The organism is Streptomyces sp. NPDC051109, assembly GCF_044455885.1.
Classification (GTDB): Bacteria; Actinomycetota; Actinomycetes; order Streptomycetales; family Streptomycetaceae; genus Streptomyces.
Genome location: NZ_JBITFF010000002.1, coordinates 109,217 through 133,922, shown reverse-complemented (window position 1 = coordinate 133,922; position 24,706 = coordinate 109,217). Strand labels below are relative to the sequence as shown.

General features: G+C 73.1%; 23 protein-coding genes, 1 pseudogene and 1 riboswitch. Of the genes and pseudogenes, 6 read left to right on the top strand and 18 right to left on the bottom strand.

Annotated elements, in window-relative coordinates; all coding sequences use genetic code 11:
- The first annotated feature begins 149 nt into the window (after positions 1 to 149).
- Entirely contained in the window at positions 150 to 830 is a 681-nt protein-coding gene (locus ACIBAD_RS03565; RefSeq protein ID WP_134068804.1) for an HAD family hydrolase, read from the top strand.
- Between the two features lie 269 nt (positions 831 to 1,099).
- Here the strand turns inward: ACIBAD_RS03565 and ACIBAD_RS03560 are convergent, their stop codons facing one another.
- The 4 genes from ACIBAD_RS03560 to ACIBAD_RS03545 all read right to left on the bottom strand — a co-directional run bounded on the left by ACIBAD_RS03560 (position 1,100) and on the right by ACIBAD_RS03545 (position 6,049).
- Complete coding sequence (locus tag ACIBAD_RS03560; protein WP_134068803.1) at positions 1,100 to 2,281, bottom strand: LLM class flavin-dependent oxidoreductase; 1,182 nt, start codon at positions 2,279 to 2,281, stop codon at positions 1,100 to 1,102.
- Positions 2,282 to 2,384: 103 nt separating this feature from the next.
- On the bottom strand, positions 2,385 to 3,764 hold the full coding sequence (locus ACIBAD_RS03555; protein WP_398904157.1) for an NtaA/DmoA family FMN-dependent monooxygenase: 1,380 nt from the start codon (positions 3,762 to 3,764) through the stop codon (positions 2,385 to 2,387).
- Positions 3,765 to 3,818: 54 nt separating this feature from the next.
- On the bottom strand, positions 3,819 to 5,003 hold the full coding sequence (locus ACIBAD_RS03550; protein ID WP_398904155.1) for an LLM class flavin-dependent oxidoreductase: 1,185 nt from the start codon (positions 5,001 to 5,003) through the stop codon (positions 3,819 to 3,821).
- 407 nt (positions 5,004 to 5,410) lie between these two features.
- A complete protein-coding gene (locus ACIBAD_RS03545; RefSeq protein WP_398904153.1) occupies positions 5,411 to 6,049 on the bottom strand; it encodes a DJ-1/PfpI family protein in 639 nt (212 codons plus the stop codon).
- 70 nt (positions 6,050 to 6,119) lie between these two features.
- On the opposite strand from ACIBAD_RS03545, the gene ACIBAD_RS03540 reads away from it, so the two are divergent.
- Positions 6,120 to 7,121, top strand: a complete 1,002-nt coding sequence (locus ACIBAD_RS03540) for a helix-turn-helix domain-containing protein (protein ID WP_398904151.1) — start codon at positions 6,120 to 6,122, stop codon at positions 7,119 to 7,121.
- Positions 7,122 to 7,194: 73 nt separating this feature from the next.
- Here ACIBAD_RS03540 and ACIBAD_RS03535 read toward each other — a convergent pair whose 3' ends face one another.
- The 5 genes from ACIBAD_RS03535 to ACIBAD_RS03515 form a co-directional block, all read right to left on the bottom strand.
- Complete coding sequence (locus ACIBAD_RS03535; protein ID WP_398904149.1) at positions 7,195 to 7,356, bottom strand: hypothetical protein; 162 nt, start codon at positions 7,354 to 7,356, stop codon at positions 7,195 to 7,197.
- A gap of 78 nt (positions 7,357 to 7,434) precedes the next feature.
- Complete coding sequence (locus ACIBAD_RS03530; RefSeq protein WP_398904147.1) at positions 7,435 to 8,526, bottom strand: DUF5954 family protein; 1,092 nt, start codon at positions 8,524 to 8,526, stop codon at positions 7,435 to 7,437.
- Positions 8,527 to 8,696: 170 nt separating this feature from the next.
- Complete coding sequence (locus ACIBAD_RS03525; protein WP_398904145.1) at positions 8,697 to 9,197, bottom strand: universal stress protein; 501 nt, start codon at positions 9,195 to 9,197, stop codon at positions 8,697 to 8,699.
- A 5-nt stretch (positions 9,198 to 9,202) separates the two neighbouring features.
- Positions 9,203 to 10,462, bottom strand: a complete 1,260-nt coding sequence (locus tag ACIBAD_RS03520; protein ID WP_398904143.1) for an SLC13 family permease — start codon at positions 10,460 to 10,462, stop codon at positions 9,203 to 9,205.
- A gap of 481 nt (positions 10,463 to 10,943) precedes the next feature.
- A complete protein-coding gene (locus ACIBAD_RS03515; protein WP_398904141.1) occupies positions 10,944 to 11,516 on the bottom strand; it encodes a GNAT family N-acetyltransferase in 573 nt (190 codons plus the stop codon).
- Positions 11,517 to 11,684: 168 nt separating this feature from the next.
- Here ACIBAD_RS03515 and ACIBAD_RS03510 point away from each other — a divergent pair, with 168 nt between their 5' ends.
- Positions 11,685 to 11,921, top strand: coding sequence for a hypothetical protein (locus ACIBAD_RS03510; protein ID WP_134068795.1), 237 nt, complete (start codon positions 11,685 to 11,687; stop codon positions 11,919 to 11,921).
- Positions 11,922 to 12,061: 140 nt separating this feature from the next.
- Here ACIBAD_RS03510 and ACIBAD_RS03505 read toward each other — a convergent pair whose 3' ends face one another.
- Positions 12,062 to 12,511 carry a hypothetical protein gene (locus ACIBAD_RS03505; RefSeq protein WP_134068794.1) on the bottom strand — a complete coding sequence of 150 codons (450 nt, stop codon included), beginning with the start codon at positions 12,509 to 12,511 and terminating at the stop codon, positions 12,062 to 12,064.
- The gene (locus ACIBAD_RS03500; RefSeq protein WP_134068793.1) at positions 12,498 to 12,950 is read right to left on the bottom strand and encodes an Ohr family peroxiredoxin; all 453 of its coding nucleotides are present in this window, start codon (positions 12,948 to 12,950) and stop codon (positions 12,498 to 12,500) included. Before ACIBAD_RS03500 ends, ACIBAD_RS03505 begins: the two co-directional genes overlap by 14 nt.
- A gap of 75 nt (positions 12,951 to 13,025) precedes the next feature.
- Positions 13,026 to 13,089: riboswitch (guanidine-III (ykkC-III) riboswitch) on the bottom strand.
- A 121-nt stretch (positions 13,090 to 13,210) separates the two neighbouring features.
- On the opposite strand from ACIBAD_RS03500, the pseudogene ACIBAD_RS03495 reads away from it, so the two are divergent.
- A pseudogene (locus ACIBAD_RS03495) lies at positions 13,211 to 13,584 on the top strand (alcohol dehydrogenase catalytic domain-containing protein); the annotation flags it as partial.
- A 281-nt stretch (positions 13,585 to 13,865) separates the two neighbouring features.
- Here ACIBAD_RS03495 and ACIBAD_RS03490 read toward each other — a convergent pair.
- The 3 genes from ACIBAD_RS03490 to ACIBAD_RS03480 form a co-directional block, all read right to left on the bottom strand.
- A complete protein-coding gene (locus ACIBAD_RS03490; RefSeq protein ID WP_208328925.1) occupies positions 13,866 to 15,071 on the bottom strand; it encodes a cytochrome P450 in 1,206 nt (401 codons plus the stop codon).
- On the bottom strand, positions 15,071 to 15,592 hold the full coding sequence (locus ACIBAD_RS03485; RefSeq protein ID WP_398904758.1) for a cupin domain-containing protein: 522 nt from the start codon (positions 15,590 to 15,592) through the stop codon (positions 15,071 to 15,073). The genes ACIBAD_RS03490 and ACIBAD_RS03485 overlap by 1 nt, the downstream gene beginning before the upstream one ends.
- Before the next feature lie 347 nt (positions 15,593 to 15,939).
- A complete protein-coding gene (locus ACIBAD_RS03480) occupies positions 15,940 to 16,533 on the bottom strand; it encodes a CGNR zinc finger domain-containing protein (protein WP_398904137.1) in 594 nt (197 codons plus the stop codon).
- A gap of 120 nt (positions 16,534 to 16,653) precedes the next feature.
- Here ACIBAD_RS03480 and ACIBAD_RS03475 point away from each other — a divergent pair, with 120 nt between their 5' ends.
- Together ACIBAD_RS03475 and ACIBAD_RS03470 are read left to right on the top strand one after the other, a co-directional pair.
- Positions 16,654 to 17,445, top strand: coding sequence for an MBL fold metallo-hydrolase (locus ACIBAD_RS03475; protein WP_398904136.1), 792 nt, complete (start codon positions 16,654 to 16,656; stop codon positions 17,443 to 17,445).
- Positions 17,446 to 18,346: 901 nt separating this feature from the next.
- A complete protein-coding gene (locus ACIBAD_RS03470; RefSeq protein WP_398904134.1) occupies positions 18,347 to 19,582 on the top strand; it encodes an MFS transporter in 1,236 nt (411 codons plus the stop codon).
- A 62-nt stretch (positions 19,583 to 19,644) separates the two neighbouring features.
- On the opposite strand, the gene ACIBAD_RS03465 is transcribed toward ACIBAD_RS03470, so the two are convergent.
- From ACIBAD_RS03465 to ACIBAD_RS03450, 4 genes are all read right to left on the bottom strand, one after another.
- The gene (locus ACIBAD_RS03465) at positions 19,645 to 20,736 is read right to left on the bottom strand and encodes a PP2C family protein-serine/threonine phosphatase (RefSeq protein ID WP_398904131.1); all 1,092 of its coding nucleotides are present in this window, start codon (positions 20,734 to 20,736) and stop codon (positions 19,645 to 19,647) included.
- 222 nt (positions 20,737 to 20,958) lie between these two features.
- Positions 20,959 to 21,633: a hypothetical protein gene (locus ACIBAD_RS03460; RefSeq protein ID WP_398904129.1), complete on the bottom strand. Its 675-nt coding sequence runs from the start codon at positions 21,631 to 21,633 to the stop codon at positions 20,959 to 20,961.
- Positions 21,630 to 23,036, bottom strand: a complete 1,407-nt coding sequence (locus tag ACIBAD_RS03455) for a hypothetical protein (protein ID WP_398904127.1) — start codon at positions 23,034 to 23,036, stop codon at positions 21,630 to 21,632. The genes ACIBAD_RS03460 and ACIBAD_RS03455 overlap by 4 nt, the downstream gene beginning before the upstream one ends.
- A 69-nt stretch (positions 23,037 to 23,105) precedes the next feature.
- On the bottom strand, positions 23,106 to 24,704 hold the full coding sequence (locus tag ACIBAD_RS03450) for an NAD(P)/FAD-dependent oxidoreductase (RefSeq protein WP_398904125.1): 1,599 nt from the start codon (positions 24,702 to 24,704) through the stop codon (positions 23,106 to 23,108).
- Between the last annotated feature and the right edge of the window lie 2 nt (positions 24,705 to 24,706).

Sequence of the window (24,706 nt, the reverse complement as noted above, 5' to 3'; positions counted from 1 at the left end):
GCGGGCCGTCGCCGACCGCGCAACGCCCGGGGTCGAGCGCGCCCGTGCCCGGCCCACCGCTGCGGGCTGCGCCTTGCCCCTCCGGCGCCGCCGAAACCTCGCGCAGCGGGGGAATGACTGCACGGGAGCGAGAGGGGTAGGCGCGGCCCATGAACCGAGCCGCGTTGTTCGACGTCGACGGGACGCTCGCCGACACCAATCATCTGCATGTGGTGTGCTGGTGGGAGGCGCTGCGCCAGGCCGGCCACGACGTCTCCATGCACGCCATCCACCGGGCGATCGGCCTGCCGGGCGAGGACCTGCTCGCCCACCTGCTGGGCGACGGCCGCGACACCGGCGAGGACGATGCGCTCAGCAGCGCGCACGACACCCTCTACGGCACGTTCTTCGACCGGCTGCCCCGCATCGAGGCGGCGGACGAGCTGCTGCGCGCCCTCGACCGGCGCGGCTGGCGGGTCGTCCTCGTCACGTCGGCCGGCAGCGGGGAACTCGGCGCGCTCAGGCGCGCCGTCGACGCCGACGACGCCATCCACGCCACCGCCAGCTCGGACGACGTCGACGAGGGCAAGCCGGCCCCCGACCCCATTCACCACGCCCTCGACCTCGCCGACGCGCCGGCGGACGGTGCGGTCTTCGTCGGCGACACCGTCTGGGACATGAAGGCGGGGGTGCGGGCCGGGGTCACGTGCGTGGGCCTGCTTTGTGGCGGCATCCCACGCCTCGACCTGGAAGACGCCGGAGCCCGAGCGGTGTACCGGAACGCCGCCGACCTCCTCGAACAGCTGGACCGCAGCCCGTTCGCCGACGCGCCCGAGGGCGCGGACCGGTGATCCTCCGCATGTCAGCCCGGTGATCCTGGGCGTCACGCGTCGTGGGCTGCGGGGCGGTGCTCCGCGCCGACTACCGCGGCCTGCCGTGGGCCACCGGACCTGCTCGTTCGGGGTGGCGCCGCTGCCCTCGTCTCCCGATCTGCCGGTGGGGCGCGGTCGTCATCGGCTTCCCCAGCAGCAACAGGCGACCGGCCGCCCACCGCCGCCTCCGGCCGGGGCGGAGGCGGGCTCGGCCATGCTGGCGATCGCGCGATTCCCGCGGCCGGCCATCAGCCGCGCCGCTGCCACTCCTGCGCCAGCAGGCGGTAGGAGCGGACCCGGTCCGCGTGCCGGTGGGTGATCGTCGTGATCAGCAGCTCGTCGGCGCCCGTCGCCTCCTGCAGCCGCTCCAGATGGTCGGCGACGGTGCGGGCCGAGCCGACGAACCGGGTCTCCACCCGGTCCGCCACGAGCTCGCCGTCCTCCTCCGACCAGGGAAGGGCGCGCGCCTCGGCAGGCGAGGGATAGGGGATCGCGCCCTCGGCGGTGCGGATGCTGCGTACCCACGGCCCGTACCCGGTGGCCAGCTCGCGGGCCGTCCCGTCGTCCTCGGCGACGACCACGTCGGCGGAGACCGTCACGTACGGCCGGTCCAGCTCGGCGGACGGCTTGAAGGCGGCCCGGTACCCTTCGGCGGCCTCCAGTACCGTGGCCGGGCTGACGTGGTAGTTCGCCGCGAAGCGCAGCCCGTTGCGGCCGGCGGTCTCCGCGCTCAGCCCACCGCTGCTGCCCAGGATCCACACCTGTACGTCGGCCCCCTCGCCGGGAACGGCGTGCGCCTCCACGCCCTCCGGCGTGCGGTACTCGCCGCGCAGCAGCGCGAGGACGTCGTCGACCTGCTCGGAGTAGTCCTGCGGCTGCGCACCGGGCAGGTTGAGCAGCTTCTGCTGGAGGGCCACCCGCGGATGGCCCAGCAGGTGGGCGAAGGAGAACCGGTCCGGGATGCGCAGCCCGCCGGCGGTGTACCCGTCGATGACCGGGGTGGCCGGTACGGACGGTGGTGCGCCCTCGGACGGTACGGGCGGTGGTGCGCCCCCGGCCTCGCCCTCCACCGGCCGGCGGCGCGGCGGCGGCCCCGCCGAGCGGCCCAGCCCCAGGTCCAGGCGGCCGGGGTGCAGCGCGTCGATGAGGCCGAACTCCTCCACCGTGGACAGCGCGGTGCGGTGCCCGAGCTGGACGGCGCCCGATCCGAGCCGGATCGTGCTGGTGGCGGACGCGGTCAGCGCCAGGACCACCGCCGGGGAGGTCCCGGCGACACCCGGATTGAGGTGGTGCTCGGCGAACCAGTAGCGGGCGTAGCCGAACCCCTCGGTACGGCGGGCCAGGTCGATGCTGTTGGCGAGGGCCTCGGCGGCGGTCGAGCCGGACGCGACCGGGACGAGGTCGAGGACCCCGAGGGGGATTCCGGACATGGCCTGGCTCCTTACAGGTCGGGGGAGGGCGGGTCGGGCATCTCCCGGCGCAGCACCGGGGCGGTCTCCGACCGGTCGGTGATCAGGGTGATGGCCGGGAGCTTCACGAGGCCGCCGGCCGTCGGCCGGAGGGCACCTGCGGCACTGCGAGACCGAGGTGGTCGCGCAGGGTGGTGCCTTCGTACTCGCTGCGGAAGACGCCGCGCTCCTGGAGCAGCGGGACGACGGTGTCGGCGAAGGTGTCGAGGCCGCCCGGGGTGATGTGGGGGACCAGGATGAAGCCGTCGGCCGCGTCCGCCTGCACCAGTGTGTCGATCTGCTCGGCGACGGTCGCGGCGGAGCCGACGAAGGTCTGGCCGGAGGTGGTGGCGATGACCAGTTCCCGGATCGAGAGGTTCTTGGCCTCGGCGAGCGCGCGCCACCGGCGGGCGGTCTCCAGCGGGTCGCGGAACCGGCGCACGCTCGCCCGGCCGAGGGCGATGGTGTTCTCGCCGGTCACCGGGTCGATGGCGGGCAGGGGGCCGTCGGGGTCGTAGCCGGACAGGTCCCGGTTCCAGACGTGTTCGAGGTACTTGATCGCGGTCTGTCCGCTGACCTGGAGGCGGCGCACCGCGTGGGCGGCCTCGCGGGCCTCGGCGTCGGTGTCGCCCAGGACGAAGGTGGCCGCGGGCAGGATCTTCAACTGGTCGTGCGTGCGCCCGTACTTCGCGAGGCGGCGCTTGACGTCGGCGTAGAACGCCCGGCCCTCGTCGAGGGTCCCGTACCGGCTGAAGATGGCGTCGGCGTCGGAGGCGGCGAACTCGCGGCCCTCGTCGGAGTCGCCCGCCTGGAAGACCACCGGGCGGCCCTGCGGGCTGCGCGGCACGTTGAACCGGCCCTCGATGTCGAACTGCGGGCCCTTGTGGGCGAAGGCCCCGGCCCGGGCGTCGCGCAGGAAGGTGCCGGAAGCGGCGTCGGCGACGATCTCGCTGCCGTCCCAGGAGTCGAACAGTTCGTGAGCGGTGGCCAGGAACTCCCTGGCGCGGCTGTAGCGCTCCTCCCGGGGCAGGAAGCCCCCGCGCCGGAAGTTCTCGCCGGTGAACGCGTCCCAGGAGGTGACCACGTTCCAGGCGGCCCTGCCGTCCGACAGGTGGTCCAGGGAGGCGAACTGGCGGGCCACCTCGTAGGGCTCGTTGAAGGTGGAGTTGATGGTGCCGGTCAGCCCGAGGCGGTCGGTGACGGCCGCGAGGGCGGCCAGTACGGTGAAGGTGTCGGGCCGGCCGACGACGTCCAGGTCGTAGATCCGCCCGCCCTGTTCGCGCAGCCGCAGGCCCTCGGCAAGGAAGAGGAAGTCGAACTTGGCGCGCTCCGCGGTCCGGGCGAAGTGGGCGAAGGAATCGAAGTCGATGTGACTGCCGGCCGCCGGGTCGCTCCAGACGGTGGTGTTGTTGACGCCAGGGAAGTGGGCCGCGAGGTGGATCTGCTTGAGCGGCTCGGTGGTCATGGTTCGTCCTTCCGGAGGCGAGGCGAGGCGTCGCGAGGCGTAGCGCGGGGTGCGTCAGGCGGCCGGGCGCGTGGCCGCGGCGTAGCGGTTGGCCGGCCGCCCGAGCCCCAGCAGGCCGCGCAGGGTGTCCGCCTCGTACTCCCGGCGGAACAGGCCCCGCCGCTGGAGTTCCGGTACCACGGCGCGGGTGATGGCGGGCAGGTCGTGGGCGATGACCGCGGGCCGCAGCAGGTATCCCGACAGACCCGCCTCACGGCGCTCCTGGAGCAACTCGGCCAACTGGCCGGGCGTACCGGTGAACACGGCGGTGTCGCCCTCGTACGTGTCGTGCGCTGACTCGTCGAGGCGGCCGCGGCGCTCGGCCGCCGCCGCGGCACTCTCGTCGAGGAAGACGGTCAGCTCCCCGAAGAGGTGCAGCGGCAGCTCGGCGAGCCCCGCCGCGGCGCGCAGCCCGCGGACGGCGGTGACGGCCGCCCGCGTTTCTTCGGCGTCGCGGGCCACGAGGCGGCCGATGTCGGCTGACCGGGCGATGAGCCCGTACGCCGCGCTGTCGGTGGCGCGCACGCTCACGACGGGCTGGCCCTGGGGCGGGCGCGGGGTGATCGACGGGCCCCGGACGCTGAAGTGGCGGCCCTCGAAGTCGATGTAGTGGAGCTTGTCGCGGTCCACGAACCTCCCCGTGGCCACGTCGCGGATCTCCGCCCCGTCCTCCCAGCTGTCCCACAGGCGGCGGACCACTTCGACGTGGTCGGCGGCCTCCTCGTGCAGCTCGTCCTCCCCGAGTGGTGCGGTACGGCGGCCGAAATGCCGTTCCTCGTACGGGAGTCCGGAGACCTGGACGTGCAGGCCGGCGCGGCCGCGGCTGACGTGGTCGAGGGTGGCCACGGCCTTGGAGATGTGGAAGGGCTCCGTGTGGGTGGTGGTCACGGCCCCCACGAGCCCGATGCGGCGGGTCAGCGGCGCGACCCGGGCGGCGGTGAGGACCGCGTCGAGCCGGCCGCGGACGCGGTCCGAGCGCTCGTCGTGGCCACCGGGGGAGGAGGACTGGAGGACGAGCCCGTCCTCGAAGGCGACGAAGTCGAGCAGCCCGGCCTCGGCCTCCGCGACGAGATCGGCCCAGTAGCGGGCGGTGAACAGCTCGGCGGGCCGGGCCCCCACCTCGCGCCAGGCGGCCGGGTGCGCGCCCGCGCCGTCCAGGGAGACGGCGAGGTGCAGTGGTGCGGAATCGGGAACGGGCATGGTGAATCGCCTTCCTGATCGGCGTGCGGAGACGAGGAGGCCGATGCGGGGTGGGCGGATTCAACCCGTCATCAAATGCTCCCGAAAAACGCTACGCCGGACGGTGACGCCACTCAATGGCCGCAGTATGAAGAGGATTTGGCAGTCGTGTTGCCCGGCTGCTCCGAGGCTCTCAGCAGGGAGCGGGCGGGGTTCGAAGCGGATCGGGGCGTGGAAGCGGGCCACGCGCTGACCTGCAACCGCGCGGAGCGCGTCCGTGCGACGGCGCCGCGTCCTCCCACCCTCCTGAGAACCGGATGCAACAGGGACAGGGCGTCGTAGTGGACGACTACGGCGTGCCGATCGGCTGGCTCAGCCTTCGCCACGGTTCTGCCGGGCTGCGCGCCGGGTACGCGCAGCCCGGTTGCTCACTGAGCGCCGTGTTCGGCGGTGTGTCCGGGGTTCCAGGCGTATTCCATCTGGTGGGCGGTGCGGCGAGCGAGTTCGACACCGTAGAGGCGCCCGACGATGTGCAGGCTGGCGTCGATGCCCGCGCTGATTCCCGCGGAGGTGACGATGTCACCGTCGTCGACCCACCGAACATCGCGGCGCACCCGGATGTCCGGCCGGCGGGCGGCCAGTTCCTCCTGGTCCTCCCAGTGGGTCGTGGCGGGGCGGCCGCTCAGGGCGCCGGTGGCGGCCAGCAGGAAGGCGCCGGTGCAGATGCTGAAGGTCAGCGCGGAGGTCTTGCGGCGCCGGGCCAGCCACTCGATGACCTTCTCGTTCTCCTCGACCGCCGTGGTGACCCCACCGGGGATCACCAGGACGTCGAAGGGCGGGTCCTCGTCGAGCGTGTGGTCCGGTACGACCTTCAGTCCGCCCCGGGCGCGGACCGGCCGGGCGGCCTCCGCGACCGTGACGACGCGCAGCAGGGGCTCGTCGGCCGCGGTACGGGCCAGTCGGCCGGCGGTGCTGAAGACCTCGAAGGGGCCTCCCATGTCCAGGACTTCGACCTCGTCGAAGAGGAGCATGCCGAAGGTGAGCGGGGCGGGGGTGTCTCGGTTCATGGCACCAGACTCCGGGTGGACGGGCTCCGGTGACAGTGTCGCAAACGGCGGGTACCGCTAGGATCCCGTCATGCGTCATCACCGGATCGCCTGCCTCGCCTTCGACGGGATGGCGCCGTTCGAGCTCGCCACCGTCGCCGAGGTCTTCGCGGTCCCGAGGCCGGAGCTGGACGTGGACGGCTGGTACCGGTTCGAGTTGTGCGCCGAGACACCCGGACCGCACCGGGTCGTGGGCGGCTTCGACATCGTGGTCCACCACGGCCTGGACCGGCTCGGGTTCGCCGACACCGTCATCGTTCCGGGAGTGGCGGACGTACGCCGTGACGTCTCGCCCGCCGTTCTGGACGCGCTGCGCGCCTCGTACGCGCGAGGGGCGCGGGTGATGTCGATCTGCAGCGGGGCGTTCGCCCTGGCCGCCGCGGGCCTGCTGGACGGCAGGGAGGCGACGACGCACTGGCGGCACGCCGAGCTGCTCCGGACGCGCCATCCGCGGGTCGCGGTCAACGCCTCCGTGCTCTACATCGACGAAGGCTCGGTCATCACGGCGGCCGGCACCGCCGCGGGCATCGACGCCTGCCTGCACCTCGTCCGCAGGGACCACGGCTCCGCCGTCGCCGCCCGCGTGGCGCGCCGTATGGTCGTGGCGGCGCACCGCGAGGGCGGCCAAGCCCAGTTCGCGGAGCATTCCGTGGTGGGCGAAGCCCCTGCGGACGACCCCGTCGGCAGCGCCATCGGCCATGCGCTGGGCAACCTGCACCGGCGTCTGGCCGTCGGCGAACTGGCCGGTGTCGCGCACCTGTCGGTACGGCAGTTCGAACGCCGCTTCGCCGAGGCGACCGGCCTGCCGCCCGGGCGCTGGCTCACGGACCAGCGGATCCGGGCCGCCGCCGTGCTGCTGGAATCCGCGGACCAGCCGGTCGACGTGGTCGCCGGCCGGGTGGGCCTGACGGTCGCCGGCTTGCGCCACCACTTCCGCAAGTCGCTGGGCGTCAGCCCCTCGACCTATCGGCGCCAGTTCCGGGACGAGCCGGCCCGGACCGCATCCGGGTCCTCGGCGGCCACCGATGCCTGACTGATGCGGGTGTCGTGGAGGTGCTACGGACGGGTGGCCGGGTACACCGGTGAGTACCCCCTGGGGACGCGGCTCAGGACCGGTACAGCTCGTTACCGGCAGTGTCCAGGATCAGGACCAGGAGGCCGTGGGGCCAGACCACCAACTGGTCCGGGTAGTAGTCCACATCGAAGGGCTCGTCGGGTGCGCTGGTTCCCGACCACGGCCGTTCCGCGTCCGCCTCGCCCACCGTCACCACGGTGACCTTGGCGCCCGGCTCCAGCCACTCGCTCCAGCAGTACGGTTCGAGTACGAGCGACCGCCGCCCCCGGGTTCAGCCGTCGGTCAGGACCCGGCCGTCCTCGTCGAGCGGGGGGTGGATCCGCGTGGGGTCCTGGGTGTTGGCGTCGGACGGGCGCGGGCCTTCGGGGCCGTCGGGGCCCCAGCGCATCAGGCGCCGCGTGCGGGCGATCTCGTACACGCTGCCCTGGAATTCCAGCCGGTTGACGCGGCCGCCCGCCCGGAGCGTGTCGGCGGCTGCGGCGTACTCGGCCAGCTCCGCGGCCGCCGGACCGGCGAAGGCCGCCCCGGCGGCGGCCACGCTGCGGGCGTCGGTGTGCATGTCGGCGTCGTACGCGATGAGGCCGCGCATCCGCGGCCACATCCACGTCAGGGAGAATTCCAGCGCCTTGCGGGCGGAGTGCGCCCCGGCGTGCGGGCCGTTGACCGGCGTCCAGCCGCTCGCGGACCGCTCCACGATCATGAACGACGGCGGCAGCAGCAGTACGTCCGGATGACTGTCCAGCGCCCGCCGCGAGTCGGAGCGTACGTCCTCGGGGAACCGGCTGCCGGAGTAGGACAGGCCGCGCAGGGCGAGCTGCTCGATCGCCTGGGCCGGGGTGACCGGAGCGTCGGGGTCCAACACCAGGTCGTCGTCGAGGTCCGGGCCGGCGTTGCCGCGGGACCAGTCCAGGACAGGTGGTTCCGGATCGGTCGGGCGAGGCCCTTCGATGCCGTCCGGGCCCGTGACGGCGTACTCCTCGGCGCGCACGATCCGGTACCTGGTACCGGCCACCGCGACTTTGTCGACCCGTTCGCTCTCCAGGCGGGCGACCGCCGCGAGCAGGGCGCGCCGCTCCGCCCTGTCGTGCGCATCGTCCTTCGCGCGGAACCACAACAAGGAGTTCAGGCTGTCGCGCGCCTGCTGCGGGCAGCCGTCGGTGACGGAGCTCACCACCCGCCAGAGGGGCCCGTCCCCGACGCCCTGCACCGCCACCCCGAACACCGGGCCGCGTACGACCACATCGCCCGCACGCGCATTGGCATCGGCCGCGTCGGCTTCCACCGCGGCCTCCACCGGCTCCACCGGCACCCGCACCACCATCGGCCGGGGTCCGGCCGACCGCCCCACATTCCCACGCTCCATGCCCCCATCCTGTCGATCAGCGCACGCCCCCGCCCCGGATTCACCGATTCCACACCTGCGGGCGGCCGCATGTGACAGGGTGCGGGCGCCTTGCGATATGACGGGCGGGGCGGGGGAGCGCTGCGCTCACCGTGCGGTGTGCACCGACGACCGGCGCGGCGGAGCAGTGCCTACCGGTGGTCCGGAGGCCGCGGCGGCGGGGGCGGGATCGGGGCGCCACCGGGCGCCGTCTCGGGCCAGACCAGCAGGACGGGACACGGCGCGTGGTCGACGATGAAGCGGCCGGCGGGTCCGAGGCTGCGGGGTCCGAGGTGGGTGCGGTCGCCGTCACGGGCGAGGACGAGCAGGTCGGCGCCTTCGGCGGCGGCGACGACTTCCCGCTCGGCACGGCCGGTGCGCTCCTGCCGGGTGCAGGGGCGGCCCAGGCGCCGCGCGGCGTCCGCGAGGAGTTGGTCGGCGGATACGGCGGCCAGGTGCTCCAGCCGTGTACCGGGGTCGCGTTCGGGGTGGCCGCGGCCGAGCAGGCCGGCGAACGCGCCGTGTGCCGCCCCGGCGACGTCGACCGGTGTGACGTGGAGGAGGACGACGTCCGCGCCGTCGGGGGTGTGGTCGCGGGCGGCGTCGACACAGGCGGGCCAGGTGCCCTCGGCGATCCAGACCAGCACGGCCATGGGTTTCAGCCTCCTTGCATCGCGGTCAGTGACACCCACAGTGCCAGCACGGCGGCCCCCAGGCTTGCCGGTACGGCGTACAGACCGAGCCGTGTGAACTCCTTCAGCTCCACCTCGGCGTCGTGGGCGTGGACGATGCGCCGCCACAGCAGGGTGGCCAGCGAGCCGGCGTACGTGAGATTGGGGCCGATGTTCACCCCGAGCAGCACCGCCAGGACCGCGCCGGGCCCGGACGGGGCGGTCAGCGGCAGCAGTACGAGTACGGCGGGCAGGTTGTTGATCATGTTGGCCAGTACGGCGGCCAGCGCGGCGATGCCCAGCAGGGCCGGCAGGTCGGTGCCGTCGGGGATCAGGTGGCCGAGGGCCGTGTCGAGGCCGTTGTCGACGACGGCGCGGACCACGACCCCGAGGGCCAGGACGAAGGCGAGGAAGGGCAGCGCGGCGGCGCGCACGATGGCGGCCGGGGTGGTGCGGCGCCGTGCGAGGGCGCGTACGGCGAGGACGGCCGCGCCCGCGAACGCCGCCCAGGCCGGGTCGACGCCGAACGCGGACGTGACCACGAACCCGGCCAGCGTGCACGCCACCGTGGCCAGGGCGAACAAAGGCAGTTCGCGGGGTGGGGCGGTGGCCGGGGCCGCGGATCCGGCGTCCAGGTCGGTGGCGAAGAACCGGCGGAACACGAGGTACTCGACCCCGATGGCCACCAGCCAGGGCAGGGCCATCAGGGCGCCGAACCGGGTGAAACTGAGCCCGCTGGCGGCGAACGCCAGCAGGTTGGTGAGGTTGGAGACGGGCAGCAGCAGGGAGGCGGTGTTCGACAGGTGGGTGCAGGCGTACACGTGCGGCCGGGACCGGGCTCCGAGCCGCGCGGCGGTGGCGAACACCACCGGGGTCAGCAGCACGATGGTGGCGTCCAGGCTGAGCACCGCGGTGATCACCGAGGCGAGGGCGAACACCTGCGCCAGCAGGCGGCGCGGCCGTCCCGCCGCGGTGCGGGCCATCCACGCGCCGCAGGCGTGGAACAGCCCCTCGTCGTCGCACAGCTGGGCCAGGACGAGTACGGCGGCCAGGAAGCCGATCACCGGCCCCAGCCGGGCGGCCTCGTCCGCCGCGTGGTCGAGCGAGATGGCCCCGGTGGCGATGACGGCACCGGCGGCCGGGACGGCGACGACGGCCTCCGGCCAGCCGAACGGACGGATGACCGCGCACGCCAGCACGATGACGAGAAGAACGGCGGAGAGGGCCTCCGCGAGGGCAGTACTCACACCGCATCTTCTCCCGGTCGACCGCCGCCAGCGCTCCCGACCCGGATACGAAGCCGCCATCGCCCGCGGGCTGTGGGGGAACGTCACGTCTGGGCGGTTCGGGACGTGAAGCTCTTCGAGATTCCGAACTCCGTCGCCGGCGCAGTCCGTGCCGCAGGCGCACTCGGTGCGTCGACGGTGACGGTGCACGGCACGGGAGGCACGGCATCGTGGCCGCAGCCGTTGCCGCGGCCCGCGGCTTCCCACGCCTGCGAGTCCGCGCATTGACCGTCGTCACCAGCACGACCGGCCCGGACCTCGCCCATATCGGGGTCCACGCCTCGATCGAGGAGCAAGTGCTGCGTCTGGTACGCCGCGTGCCGCCGTCGCCGCGGGGGCCTCGCACGTCGTCCTGGGCCGGTCGGTCACCCGAGCCACGGACCCCGCAGCCGCGGTACGGCTCGTCCGCACCGACCCGGGGCTGTGACCGAGGCCCTCCACATCAGCGCGATCGTCCGTCGAGGCCCTGCCACTCCTCGCGGAGCATGGCGTACACCAGGTCGTCGCGCCAAGCTCCCTTGAAGAACTCCGTACCGATGAAACGGGCCTCCCGGCGCATGCCCAGGCGTTCGAGGAGCCTGGCGGAGGCGGTGTTGTCCCCGTGGCAGCGCCCGATTACCCGGTGCAGCCCCAGTGCGTCGAATCCCAGGCCCAGGACGGCGAGCGCGGCCTCCGTGGCGAAGCCCCTGCCCTGGTGGGCGGGGTGGAAGACATAGCCGAGCTCGCCCTGGCGGTGTTCCGCGCTGAGCAGGACCAGTTCGACCTGGCCGACGACCGTCCCCGTTACCGGTTCGACGACCGCCAGGCTGAGGCAGTCCCCGTTCGAGGCGAGTTCGGTCTCCCGGGCCATCTGCTCCACCGCCACCCGGACGTCCTGCGGTCCGCGCGGCTCCCACCGCATGAAGCGGGCGACGTCGGGCCGGCGCTGGTAGTCGCATACGTCCTCCGCGTCCCCGGGTCGGAACGGACGGAGTATCAGCCGGGCGGTGGTGACGGGGGATTCGATGCGCAGCATCGGGTGACTGTACCCCGCCGCTCCGGCGAGCGCCCGCCGGTCGCCCGCGCCCCCGGGTCCGCACTGCACGCGGCGCCCCCCGCCGGTCCGACTGTCCGACCAGACCAGACCAGACCAGACCAGACCAGACCAGACCCGGACCTGACCCGGATCCGCGAGAATCACCTCGTGACTACACCAGCGCACCCCCAGCGGACCGCCGGACGCGGCGTCAGCACCCTCATCCCGCAGAGCGCCACCGATCAGGCCATGGCCGCGCTCACCGGATTGGAGACCGTACCCGTGCACGTAGGGCTCCTCCAGGCAGCGGCCCTACTGCTTGAAGACGCCGCCCGGACGGCCACCGACACGGCGGCGAAGGCCGCAATGGCCAAGACGGCGGGGATGCTTCGCTCCGCCATGTAGAAGCCCGCTACCGCCGATCGCCTCGGACCGGGCTCCTGCCGGGGCGTGGTGACCCGGCGCCCCGGTCGCCTGTTGCGGCAGACGCGGATCCCCGTGAACGCCGGAGGCATCGAGATGGCAGGGCACAGCCGTCACGACCGTCACAGCCGCCAGTACGTACCCGCACGGGAGTCGACGTGCACCACGTGCCGGCCGACGCGCACCACGTGGTGTCCCGGGCCGGACCAGGAGCCGGCGGCCCCTTCGGCGCCGGGCAGCGGGTCCCAGACCTCCAGGAAGGTACTGCCGTCCGTGTTGGTGCCCCATTCGACGAGATGATCACCCTCCCACCGGAAGGCGCCGACGTCTTCGCCCGGCTCGCCCGTGAGGTGGTGGAAGTGCACCCGGGAACCGCCGAAGGACGTGGTACCCGCGAACCCCCGGCTGTCGGCGTAGTACGGGCCGGTCTGCAGCCACACCGCTTCGCGTTCCACGAGAAGGGGTCCGCCGTTGCGGCTGATGCCGCGCCGCAGCCAGGCGCCGTGCTCGGGCACCGGTACGCCGGGCCGGTCCGGGAAGCGGACCTCCGGCCCCGGCTCAGGCGCGGTCATCGGCGGCGGGGTCGTCCACGGCCAGAAGGGTCAGCGGTACGTTGCCGCGCACTGCCTGCGAGTACGGGCAGACCGCGTCCGCCCGGTGCAGCAGGGGCTGGAGGTCCGCGGCCCGCCACCCCGGCAGGCTTACGGTGAGGGCCACCGCGAGACCGTAGCCCGCGGGCGTGTCCGTGGTGCCGAGCTGCACCTCGCAGGCGACGCGCGCGGCCGAGGCGTCCGCCCCGAACTCGGCGGCGACCTCCGCGAGCGCGGAGGTGAAGCAGGCGGCGAAACCGGCCGCGAACAGCTGCTCGGGGTTGGTGGTGCCGGGAACGTTCTTGCGCGGCGGGGCGAGACGGACGTCGAGCCGCCTGTCGTCCGTGCGGACGGATCCGGTACGGCCCCCGGCGGCATGCGCGGTCGTCCGGTACAGGCTGCGGGTGAGTGGCACGGTCATGGCGTTCGGCCCATCTGGCTCGACGAGGACGCTGCCCGGGTGCGGACAGCGCACGGCGCTGCTCGTGCAGCACCTCGCGCGTCGTCGTGCGTAACCGGGTACGGCGCATCTCGTCCGGGGCCGTGAATCCGACCGCCCGACAAACTAGCAACGGCGGCGGCCCTCCGGGGCCCGCCCCCGCGGTGACGTTCCTCACCCGTGGCTCCCGGCCGGCCCGGCCCAACCCAGTCCGGCCGGCCCATGCCATGCCATGCCGCGTCATGCCGCAGACCGTGCGCGCCGCGCGCCCGCACATCCCCTCGCGCACCCTGATCGTCGAAGAGGTCCCCATTCCCGCCCCGGGCCCCGGGAGGTGCTGGTCAACAGTGGAGACCGCGGGCGTCTGCCTGTCCGACGTGCACCTCGTCGACGGCACACTCACCCCGGCCCATCTGGCGGGCGACATCCCCACCCTGGGACACGGGGTCACCGGCGTCATCGTCGACTGCGGACGGGACGTCCCGCACTGGACCGCGGGCCGACGCGTCGCCCTGCAGGCTGGTGAGTGCGCGGCGGCCGGGTCCTGACGCGTGGTGTCGAGTACGACGGCGGCTGGGCCCCGTACGCACTCGGCTCCGTCGAGACCCTCGTGGCCGGAGGGAGGCCTGGTCCTGGTCGGCCTGACCGGCCAATCGCGGACCCTCACCGACGGCACCCTCTTCAGCTGCCTTCCGCACCGGATCCTCGGCCCCTACGGGTCCGCGGAGGACGCCGTAGTGCGGTGATGACCCTGGCCGAAGGCGGCACCAGCCAGGCGATGCCCCCGAACGTGTTGCGCGGCGCGAACCGGCGGCCGGCCGCCGGCATCGGTGTGACGGCGCCGCCCCGCGGAGGACTGATCCACGCCCTCCTCGACCTCCACGGCGTCTCCGTGTACTACCAGGTGACGGGTAGTGCCACCGGTCCGCGGATGAGGACGTCCTTCTGCCAGGCCACGTGGCCCGGTTCGATGGCCAGCCGCAGGTCGGGGAGGCGCGTGAGGAGGGTGGTCAGCAGCAGTTCGGCTTCCATGCGGGCCAGCGAGGGTGCCACGCAGTGGTGGGGGCCGTAGCCGAAGGCCAGATGGGCCGGGCCTTCGCGGTCGACGTCGATCCGGTGCGGCTCGGGGTAGCACCGCTCGTCCCAGTTCGCCGCCACGTACGAGACGTAGACGGCTTCGCCGCGGCGGACGAGGACCCCTCCCACTTCGACGTCCTCGGTGGCGACGCGGGCCTGTCCCACGCCGTGCTTGTGGGGGATCCAGCGCAGCAGTTCCTCCACGGCCGCCGGCACGGCGTCCGGGTCGGACCGCAGCCGGCTCATCAGGCCGTCGTCGGTCAGCAGGAGATAGACCATGTTGGAGGTGTGGTTGCGTACCGCGTGCCACCCGTTGATCCCCATCAGTGTGGCCAGGGCGAGGAGTTCCTCTTCCTCGATCCTGCCGCTCTCGACTGCGGCAGCCAGCTCGCTGATGAGGTCGTCCTGTGGTTGGAGCCGGCGTGCTCGGGCCAGTTCACGGAAGCAGGCGCTTGCTTCCTCCTTGGCCTGTCGGGCGCGCTCGACTCCCGCTTCGTCTTTCGCCCGGGTCAGGATGGTGTCCGCCCACGTGCGCAGACGCGGCCGGTCGGCCTCCGGCACACCCAGCACCGCGCCGATGACGTGCATGGGGAAGGGCGAGGTCACGTGCCGGACGAGGTCGGCCGATGGTCCGGCAGCGACCATCGCGTCGATGTGTTCGTCGAGTACGGCTTGGGCGCGAGGACGCAGGGCCGCCAGGCCGAAGCGGTTGAACGCCGAGGAGACCACGGAGCGGACGCGGGTGTGGCCGGGTGGGTCGACGAAGCTGACCGCGCGGTCCAGCGGAACGAGGTACCGGTTCATGCTGGGCAGCGGCCGGCCCACGATGTCGCGGCTGAACCGGCGGTCGGAGGTGACGAACCGGACGGCGTCGTGCCGCGTCGCCAGCCAGCACTCGCCGGGAGCCCCGTGAGCCAGCCGGATCCGGATGACGGGTCCGGCCTGCAGCGCCTCGCGCAGGAACGGGTCGAATTCCAGCGCGGCCAAGTCCGACGCCTCGTACAAGGGGGCGGTGCCGTCGTGCACTACTGGCTCCTCGCCGGCCGGTCATGGCGCAGCGGCGTGAGCTGCTCGATGTCGTAGCGTCGGCGCAGTGCGGCGATGGCGCCGTGGTCCACGGGCCCTGCGCAGGAGAGGATCTCCAGGAGTTCCTCGAAATAGCGTTCGTGGTCCGGGGGCGGGGAGGACTGGAAGAACATCCGGGCCGGGACGCCGGTGGGGTTGGCGAAGGCGTGCGGACAGCCGGGCGGGACCAGGATGACCGTGCCGGGCGTGGCGCGGACCACCCGCTCGCCGTTCGGTGACCGCCATCCACGCCAACCGTCCGGGGTGCGCACGAGCGGCTCGAAGGCGAGGACGTCGAGTTCGCCCTCAAGGACGTAGAACAACTCCTCGCTGCGCGCGTGGACGTGCGCGCCGACGTCGAAGCCCGGTGGTACGAGCACCTCGAAGCTCGAGGCGAGGCGCGACTGCGCGCCGGTCACTTTGAACGTCACGTGCTGGGCGGCGGCACGAAGGGTACGGCCTTCGCCGGGGGGCACGATCAGACCGGCCTGGGCCGTCGGAGTGGCGGTGGGGGAGTACCCGGTCGTCGGGTTTCCTTCGGCAAGGGTCACGGCCTACGGCTCCGGCGGCCCACCAGGTGGATGGCGCATTCCGGACCCGACCCGGCCCGCCGACGCGACGTCGCCATACAACACCCCTACCCCACCGGCACGACAGCGCCTTCGTTGACCCGGACGCCTCTTCAACGATCGCCTTCCGCGCGGGTCACCCATGTGTACTCGCAAGCCGTATGTGCGCGCCGGGTCCGGGTCCGCCGCGTGCACTGGTGCGTGGCCCGGGTTCGAATGCTTGCGCCATGCGCCCGCCCCGCCGAACCGGCCGGGGCGGTTCAGCCTGCGTCGTTCTGGGTGCGGCGGGCGTAGGCGCGTGCCGCCCGGGCGCGATCGCCGCAGCGGGTGGAGCACCAGTGGCGGCGGCCGTGGCGGAGGAGGTAGCGGCTGCAGGGGGTGGAGCCGCAGGCGGTGAGGCGCTCGGCGTCGGGTCCGGTGAGCAGGTCGGCCGCGTTCGCTGCGAGGACGGCGAGGGCGTGCTCCACGATCTGGGTGACGGGGTGGGCCGCCTCGCGGTAGAGGCCGCGGTCCGGGTCCCAGTGGAGCAGGGAGGCGGCGGGGGCCCGCGTGAGGGCGTCGTTGACGGCGGACAACGCGGCCGCAGGAGCGGGCAGTCCGGCGGCATGGGCGGCGAACAGGGTGCGGACCTGTTCGCGCAGGGAGCGCAGCCGGGTGGCGCACGTCTCGATCAGGCCGGTGCCGGCCGGGGCGAGGCCCCGGTCGACGAGCCACCGTTCGGCGGCGGCGGGGGTGGCGAGGAGATCGACGGAGTGCCCGCCGGGCAGGGTGATGGCGCTGTTGGCGAGGTCGAGGGAGGGGTACTGCTCGGCGCCCGGCGCGGGAGGCGGTTCGACGGTCGCGATCTCTTCCATGACCTCATGGTACAACTGCACCCTTTCCATGATGCTCACGTTAGGGCTTGCGTTCAACCGTGAGAACCGCCTACGGTGACTCACGGATAAACCACTATCTATCCGTGAGGTGCATGTTTCGTGACCGCCACCAGCGCCACCCCCGAACCGTTCTCCGTCCGCGTCTTCGGCGGCCCCACCGCCCTTTTCGAGTACGGCGGTCTGCGCTTTCTGACCGACCCGACCTTCGACGCTCCCGGCGGCTACCCGGCGCCCGGAGGCCCGGTCCTGGTCAAGACCGCCCCTTCCAGCGGCACCCCCGACGACCTGGGCCGCGTCGACGCGGTGCTGCTCTCCCACGACCAGCACGCCGACAACCTCGACACCTCCGGCCGGGCCCTGCTCGCCGGCGTCCCCCTCACCCTCACCACCCCCGGCGCCGGACAGCGCCTGGGAGGCAACGCCAAGGGCCTGGCCGACTGGGAGTCCGTCGAGCTGGACCGCCCCGGCGGCGGTTCGGTCACCGTCACGGGCGTGCCCGCCGTCCACGGCCCCGGACCGCGCGAGGAGATCGAGCCGATCGCCGGGCAGGTCGTCGGCTTCGTCCTGACCGGCGAAGGGCTGCCCACCGTCTACGTCAGCGGCGACAACGCCTCCCTCGACCTCGTCAAGGAGATCGCCGCACGCTTCGCACCCGTGGACACCGCGATCCTGTTCGCCGGTGCTCCCCGCTTCCCCGTCCTCTTCAACGGCGAGCCGCTCGTCCTGGACAGCGCCCAGGCCGCCGAAGCCGCCGGGATCCTCGGGGCCCGCCGGGTCGTCCCCGTCCACTACGACAGCTGGGCCCACTTCACCGAAGGCCTGGACCAGCTGGTCGAGGCCTTCACCGCGGCCGGCCTCGCCGACCGCCTGGACCTGGGCAACCGGAGCTGACCGACCCCGGCCCTGGACCGGCGCCCCCCGTGTCGCAGACCCGACGCGGGGGGCGCCGGTCCAGGGCCGCTTCCCGGATCGCGTGAGGATCGCGGTGAGCTCGTCGATGACGGCTCGCACCGAGGCCATGCCCTCGATGTCTTGCGTGGTACCGCTGACGTCGGGGGTCTGAGCACCGCGTCCAGCGACTTCTCGTGCTCGGCGAGCAGCGAGTCGACGATGCCGCTGCCCGCGGCCTTCTCCTCCAAATCGCTTCGGAACCAGCCCACTTTGCCCTCCACGCGCCCTTCCACGGCCTTGGCCGGCGAGACCGGTGCCAAGGAGGCCGCCCGGGGCCTCGGTGACCAGTCCCGGCTCCGCCAGGCGGCGGTGGGTGGATTGCGGGTCCGGTGCGGTGTCCCCGTCCCGAGTCTCCTGGGCCAGACGGCGGGCGAGTTCGACCCGGCTGAAACCCCCGCGGCGCAGAGGGAAGACGCAGGGCGCTCGTCGCATCGACGTGGCGTACGGCGAGGGGCGGCGAGCGGTCGAGGAAGCCCGACGTGATCACCTGACCCGCATAGGTGCCGACCGGCGACGACGCGAAGCCGGAGGCCGGCAGCGCGATCGCAACGCGAGCGCTGCGCCTTGGCCCAGCATCCCGCCCAGCCCGGCATGCACGTCGTCGATGCCGTCCGCGGGCGACCGCGGGGTGGAAGAGCCGAGTGGGATGACGAGCATGGCGGCGCGGCCTGAACTGCCATCTGATCAGCCGGATCATGTTCGCCGGAGCCCCGGACAGAGGGCTTCGATCCCGGTCCACGAACACCGGACTTTCGCAAACATCTTGCTATTGCCTATTGGTTGCAATAAGCCTTGGGGGTTCGGCCCTTATCCACCGCCTGCCCAGGATGCGGAGCACACCATGCCCCACCTGCTGCCGGACTCCGGCCCGCAGCGCACCATCGCCGCCTCGAACTTCGTCTACACCGTCGGCAGCGGCCTCTATCTGACCGCGGGGGTGCTCTACTTCACCCAGGCCGTCCACTTGCCCGCAGCCCAGGTCGGCCTCGGGCTGGGAATCGCAGGCGCCCTCGCGCTCGCGGTGGGGATCGCAGTCGGGCACCTCGCCGACAGGCGCGGTGCACGGGGGGTCTACGCCGCCACCCTCGTCGTCCAGGCGCTGGCCACCGCAGGCTTCGTGCTGGCGCAGAGCTTCTGGCCGTTCGTGGTCGCGGTGTGTGCGGCCACCGCGGCGAAAGGGGCCGGACTGGCCGCGCGCAGCCCGATCATCCGGTACCACGGAGGGGACCGGCCGCAGGAGTTCCGCGCCTATCTGCGCGCCGTGACCAACATCGGCATCTCGCTGGGCGCGGTGCTGGCGGGCTGGGCCGTACAGGTCGGCACCCACAGCGCCTACCAACTCCTCGTCATCGGGAACGCGGTCGCCTTCGCCGCCTCCGCGGCCATCATCTTGCGCCTGCGCCCGGTCAAGCCCGAGCCGGCCGTGCGCGGACCGCGCTGGATCGCACTGCGGGACCGGCCCTACCTCGCCCTCACCGGGCTGGACGGCATCATGGCCATCCAGTTCAAGGTGCTCACCGTCGCCCTGCCGCTCTGGCTGATCGCGGCCACCGCCGCCCCCCACTGGCTCATCTCGGGCACCATGCTGCTGAACACCGTCGTCGTCGTCGCCTGCCAGATGCGCGCCAGTCGCAGCATCGACACCCCCACGGCCGGCGCCCTCGCCTACCGCCGTTCCGGCTTCGCCTTCCTCCTGGCCTGCGTGCTGATCTCGCTGGCCGCGGACATCCCCGCCTGGGCGGCCGCGGCCCTCCTGCTGGCCGGGGTCACCGTTCATACGATCGGCGAGCTGTGGCATTCCGCCGCCGGGTTCGAGATCTCCTTCGCCCTCGCGCCCGAACGGGCCACCGGCCAGTACCTGGGCGTCTTCGGCCTCGGCGCCGGCCTGGCCGAGGCCGTCGGACCCGCGCTGCTCATCTCCCTGTGCATCACGTGGGGCCGCCCCGGCTGGTACGTCGTGGGAGCACTGTTCGCCCTCACTGGCCTGGCAGCCCCGCTCGCCGTCCGCTGGGCCGAACACCAACGGCACGGCGGGCGGCCTCAGCCCGAGAGCACGGCGTCGCAGGTGGCCGCCTGAGGGGCGGCTCGAAGGCCGCACCGGACGCCCCCGAGCGGGCCGATCCACCGGGATTCCGCGCCTCAGGGCTCGCGCAGGCGTACGGCGAGGGCGGCGATGTCGTCGTCGAGGCGGCCTCTGCTGTAGCGGAGGAGGTCGCGGTGAAGTGCCGTGAGCAGTTCGCGGGGCGGTGTCGGCGGCTGTCGACTCATCCAGGCCGCCAGCGGGAAGAACTCGCCGTTGCGGGCGCGGGCCTCGGCGATCCCGTCGGTGTAGAGGAGCAGCAGGTCGTCGGGGGCGAACTCGAAGCTGTCGACGCTGTAGTGACCACCGATCAGCTCCGCGAGGCTGAGCAGCGGCGAGGGCGTGGCGGGGTCGAGGACGCGGAGTCTCCTGCTGTGCAGGAGCATCGGCGGGGGGTGCCCGCAGTTGAGGATGTCGATGCGTCCGCCCTCGTACGGGATCTGGACGAGAAGGGCGGTGGCGAAGCGCTCCATCGGCTCGTCGGGGGGAAAGGAGGCGTTGTAACGGGTGCTGCTGGCGTCCAGCCTGCGTGCGACGTCGACCAGGTCGGCCTCGCCGAAGGCAGCCTCCCGGAAGGCGTTCACGATCGCCGCGGCCGCCCCCACCGCGGGCAGGCCCTTGCCCCGCACGTCACCGATGAGCAGCCTGACCCCGAAGGGCGTGTCGACCACCTCGTAGAAGTCCCCGCCGATACGGGCCTCCGCCGCTGCCGCGAGGTACAGCGACTCGATCTCGACGTTTCCGAGGCGGCGGGGCAGCGGGCTCAGCACCACCTGCTGCGCCGCGTCGGCGACGAGCCGCACCTGGAAGAGGGTGCGCTCCCGCTGCAGCCGCACGTGGCTTCCGTACGCGGCGGCCACGGTGACCGCGATGATCCCCGCGCACGTCCACCACGTACCCAGATCGGGGAAGACGAGGCTGAGGCCGATCATCAGGAGGAGGCAGACCGTCCCCAGCAGGACGGTGGGGAGGACCGGCCACATGGCCGCGGCCAGGGCCGGCGCCGCGGGCAGGAGACGGCTGAAGGCCATCTCCGGCGGAGTGGCGTAGGCCAGGCTGGCGATCACGACGGTCAGAAGGACCGGCGACAGCCGCACGAGCCTCCACCGGCCGTAGCGCCGACGGAGCCGCGGCTGTCCGGACTCGATCACATTTCCCACAATATCCGGGCAGCGAGTGCATGGCGCTCTGGCGAACGGGGCCGCCTGCCTGCCCCGGACCGAGCTCACCGCCCCGCGATGCCCGGCGGCACAGCCGCTGTCCGAGGGGAAAGGCGATCGAACGCATGCACGATGGTCTTGAGCGGAGCCGCGCTGTCCGGCGGTAGCACGGGTGATGCGGGTGACGGCAGCCGCGCGAGGCCAACCCGGGGTCTACCCGCGCCCCCACTGGTCCGGTGGGGGCGGCGGCGGGGGCGGACCGGGCGGCGGGGGCGGGGCCGTGGGCGGGGCCGGCGGCTCACGCCGCAGCAGGTCGATCGGCTCTCGCAGGCGCAGCGTGGCGGGGAGGTCCAGCCGCCCTTCGCGCGAGGCGACCGGGATGTCCCGTACCGCGAGCCTGGCCTCCACCGTGCACTGCCCGCTGCGGGCGGCGACGAGCAGGCCGTCGCGGACGACCGCGACGAGCCCGCTGATCCGGAAGAGCACGGTGAGTTTCACGGCCACGGTGGCGGCCGGGGCACCGTCCACGAGGAGGTCCACCGACGGGTGGTGCGTCGAACTGACGGTGTGGGTGGCCAGGGCGACGACCTCCTCGCTGCCGGGGGAGCCGCGCGTGCGGCGCGCCGCCTCCTTGAGCACCTTGTACTGGGACCAGCCCGAAGCCACCAGGGAGACGAGGTCGAGGTCGAGGAAGCCGTCGACGACCGTCGCCAGCTCGCGCCCCACGGCCCGGTCTGCGGCGGTGGTCAGGCCGTGCGGGCCCGGGAGGAGGCCCGTCGCCGCACCGCTGGCCTGCAGCGAGTCGGCGAGAGCTTCGGCGGACTGCCCCTCGGGGCCGAGCAGCAGGTCCCGGACGGTGAGGGGTTCGACGACGGGAGCGGTGGTCATGGGCCTTCCTCCTTCAGCGTCTGGTCACCCGGGTCCGGGTGTGGTTCCAGCCGTACGGAGCGGGACGGCGGGCCGGTCTCGGAGGGCTCGGCCACGTCCGTCGCCGCCGGAGCGGGGCGGAGCCGGGAGCCGACGTGCTCCTGGACCCAGCGCGGCCCGCGGTGGCGGTGGCTGAGGAACGCGGATCCCGCGAGGGCCAGCAGAGCCACTCCGAGCAGGCTGGAACCGACGACCAGGCCGACGGGGACCGTGACGGGGGCGGGCTCGGAGGTCGGGTTCGGCGTGGGCGGCGTGGGCGGCGTGGGCGGCGTGGGCGGCGTGGGCGGAGTGGGTGTCGGCGTCGCGGGCGTCGGGGTGGGCGAGACCGCGCCGCCGGTCACCGTGAACGGAGCCTCGGCGCCGACACCGGGGTCATCCGTGCACTCGGCCCGTACGGTGTACGAGGCCTCGCCCGTATCGGGCGGCACGTCGACACCGGTGGCGAAGGTGCCGTCCTCGGCGGGAGACGCCGTTGCCCACTGCTCGCCGTCCCACGACAGGGCCACTTCCGGGCAGTTGAATCCAGAACCGGATACGGTCAGTGACCCGCCACCGGGCGGCAGCGCAGAGGGATCGAGCGTCACCTGTGGCTGCGGACCGGGCGCATCCGTCACCGTGAACGACTGCTCGGCGGAAAGCTGCTCGTACCCGACGCAGACCGCGGTGACCCTGTGGTCGGTGGCGTCTGCGTCGGACGGAACGGCGAACTCGGCCGTGAAAGCACCGCCGTCCACCGTGACCTCCGCCGGCGTGACCTCCGGGAGCGGGACGTCGTCCCACGACAGCGTGACCGCACCGGCCTGGTCGTCGCCCGCCGTACAGCCGTCGAACCCGGAGCCGGTCACGGTGACCGACGTCCCTACGGATCCCTCGGCGGGGTCCAATGCCAGGGCCGCCGACCCGGGGTCGGGCGTGGGCGTCACCTGCGTGGGCGTCACCTGGAAGTCGGCGGTCGCCTTGAACTTCGAGTTGGCCGTGCAGAGCGCGGTGACGTCATGGCTGCGCGCAGTCGCATCGGACGGAACCGCGAAGTCGGTCTCGAACTCCCCGTCGGCGTCGGCCGTGACGACGGTCAGGACGACGGTCGTGTCGTCTCCCTCCCAGGCGATGCTGATGCCGGCCGTCTCGGCGGGACGCAGATCGGGCGCCGACTCGGTCCTGGCGCAACGGCCGAACCCGTAGCCGTGGACCCCCACCCGGCTCCCCGGCGGGCCTTGGGACGGATCGAGCGTGATGGACCTCCCTGTCGCGGCCTGCATCGGAGCGGTGGCGGCAGGAGGGAGCACGGGTGCGCCCCACGCGAACGCCGTGCTCAACAGCACCGCGGTCAGCGACAGGCCCGCCCATCGGGCAAGGGGAAGCATGGCCCTCCATGAGCTGCTTCCCATTCTCCTCCGGGTTCCCTAGGCCCGCCTCCGATGGGCCGTGCCCGGTCAGAAACCGCAGGGCGTTCGCGCGTCCTGGAAGCGCTCCGGGTGCCGCCGCCGGTACTCGACCAAGGACTGGGCCACCGCGGCGCCTTCGCCCACGGCGGCGCCGACCCGCTTGACCGAGCCGGACCGTACGTCGCCCACGGCGAACACGCCGGGCCGGCTGGTCTCCATCGGCAGCGCTTCCGGGCCGGCTCCGCCGCTGCCGGTCAGGACGTACCCGCGGTCGTCGAGCCTCAGGGTGCCGCCGAGCCACTCGGTGGAAGGACGGCCGCCGATCAGGACGTACAGGCAGTGCGCGGCGACGGTCCGCTCGTCGCCCTGGCGGTCCCGCAGCCGGAGTCCGGTGAGCGTGGACCCGCCGAGGCAGCCGGCCACTTCGGTGCCCAACAGCACCTTGAGGCCCGGGGTCCGCTCGATCCGCTGCACCAGGTAGCTCGACATGGAAGCGCCGAGGTCCGTGCCCCGGACCAGCAGGGTGACGGAACGGGCGTAGCGCGCGAAGTAGAGGGCGGCCTGTCCGGCGGAGTTGCCCGCGCCCACCATGTACACGTCCTCCCCGACCGTCGACGGCGCGTCGGACAGGCAGGAGCCGTAGTACACACCGGAGTTGAGGAGGCGGTCCACCCCGGGGGCCGTGAGGCGGTTCCAGTCCACGCCCGTGGCGACCACCACGGCGGCCGCGGTCACCGAGGCCGTCTCATCGGTCCCGGCCTTGGTGAACTCGACGGCATGGCCGCCCCCGTCGATCGGGGTCACCCGGCCGGCCACCCGGGTGGGCTGCCACTCGACACGGGCTCTGCGTGCCTGCTGCAAGGCGCGCTGGGCCAGGTCGCCACCCGTCAATCCCACGGGAAAGCCGAGGTAGTTCTCGATCCGCGAGGTCGATCCCGCCTGGCCGCCGGGTGCGTCGTCCTCGATGACGACCACGCTCATGCCCTCGGCCGCGGCGTACACCGCCGCGGACAGACCTCCGGGGCCGCCGCCGATCACCGCGACGTCGTAGTGGTCCTGCTCGGCCGGCCGGATGAGGCCGAGCCGCTCCGCCAACTCGCTGATCGAAGGGTCCACCAACTCGGTGCCGTCACCGAGCCGGACGGTCACCGGGGCCTCCCGGACGTCCTCTTCGGGCAGCCACCGGAAGAGCACGCCGCTGCGGCCGAGGAAGTCGCGCACCGCGTACGCGGCGGGCGAGAACCGGCTGCCGCGCACCTCGGCGGTGGACAGGTCCCCCCGGCAGTCGGCGTTCCACGTGCACAGGGAGTCGTCCAGCGCGTCCCGAAGGTGCTCGGCCGGGCTCTCGTCGCCCCGGGCCGCCCCGGAACGGGCGCCGGGCACGAGGTCGCAGTGCCCGGCCAGCGACAGCCAGCGCACACCGGGATGTGCGGCACCGGGGGCGGGGGCTTCATCGGCGAGCACGGCCGCGACGGGCACCTTCCGGTCGGCCAGCGACGTCAGCGCCCGGACCACCTCCGCCGGTCCTCCGACCTGCAGCACACGGAACGACGTCCGGTACCAGCTCTGCACCAGCTCGGCCGTCTCGTGCCGGCGGAGCGGATCGGGGTCGGAGAGAACGATCACCGGCAGTGCGGCATCGGCCATCA

What these genes read in the sequence shown, in the direction of transcription:
- ACIBAD_RS03565 (WP_134068804.1), top strand. Translation starts at nt 150, where the DNA reads ATGAACCGAGCCGCGTTGTTCGACGTCGACGGGACGCTCGCCGACACC.
- ACIBAD_RS03560 (WP_134068803.1), bottom strand. Translation starts at nt 2,281, where the DNA reads ATGTCCGGAATCCCCCTCGGGGTCCTCGACCTCGTCCCGGTCGCGTCC.
- ACIBAD_RS03555 (WP_398904157.1), bottom strand. Translation starts at nt 3,764, where the DNA reads ATGACCACCGAGCCGCTCAAGCAGATCCACCTCGCGGCCCACTTCCCT.
- ACIBAD_RS03550 (WP_398904155.1), bottom strand. Translation starts at nt 5,003, where the DNA reads ATGCCCGTTCCCGATTCCGCACCACTGCACCTCGCCGTCTCCCTGGAC.
- ACIBAD_RS03545 (WP_398904153.1), bottom strand. Translation starts at nt 6,049, where the DNA reads ATGAACCGAGACACCCCCGCCCCGCTCACCTTCGGCATGCTCCTCTTC.
- ACIBAD_RS03540 (WP_398904151.1), top strand. Translation starts at nt 6,120, where the DNA reads ATGCGTCATCACCGGATCGCCTGCCTCGCCTTCGACGGGATGGCGCCG.
- ACIBAD_RS03530 (WP_398904147.1), bottom strand. Translation starts at nt 8,526, where the DNA reads ATGGAGCGTGGGAATGTGGGGCGGTCGGCCGGACCCCGGCCGATGGTG.
- ACIBAD_RS03525 (WP_398904145.1), bottom strand. Translation starts at nt 9,197, where the DNA reads ATGGCCGTGCTGGTCTGGATCGCCGAGGGCACCTGGCCCGCCTGTGTC.
- ACIBAD_RS03515 (WP_398904141.1), bottom strand. Translation starts at nt 11,516, where the DNA reads ATGCTGCGCATCGAATCCCCCGTCACCACCGCCCGGCTGATACTCCGT.
- ACIBAD_RS03505 (WP_134068794.1), bottom strand. Translation starts at nt 12,511, where the DNA reads ATGACCGCGCCTGAGCCGGGGCCGGAGGTCCGCTTCCCGGACCGGCCC.
- ACIBAD_RS03500 (WP_134068793.1), bottom strand. Translation starts at nt 12,950, where the DNA reads ATGACCGTGCCACTCACCCGCAGCCTGTACCGGACGACCGCGCATGCC.
- ACIBAD_RS03480 (WP_398904137.1), bottom strand. Translation starts at nt 16,533, where the DNA reads ATGGAAGAGATCGCGACCGTCGAACCGCCTCCCGCGCCGGGCGCCGAG.
- ACIBAD_RS03470 (WP_398904134.1), top strand. Translation starts at nt 18,347, where the DNA reads ATGCCCCACCTGCTGCCGGACTCCGGCCCGCAGCGCACCATCGCCGCC.
- ACIBAD_RS03460 (WP_398904129.1), bottom strand. Translation starts at nt 21,633, where the DNA reads ATGACCACCGCTCCCGTCGTCGAACCCCTCACCGTCCGGGACCTGCTG.
- ACIBAD_RS03455 (WP_398904127.1), bottom strand. Translation starts at nt 23,036, where the DNA reads ATGCTTCCCCTTGCCCGATGGGCGGGCCTGTCGCTGACCGCGGTGCTG.
- ACIBAD_RS03450 (WP_398904125.1), bottom strand. Translation starts at nt 24,704, where the DNA reads ATGGCCGATGCCGCACTGCCGGTGATCGTTCTCTCCGACCCCGATCCG.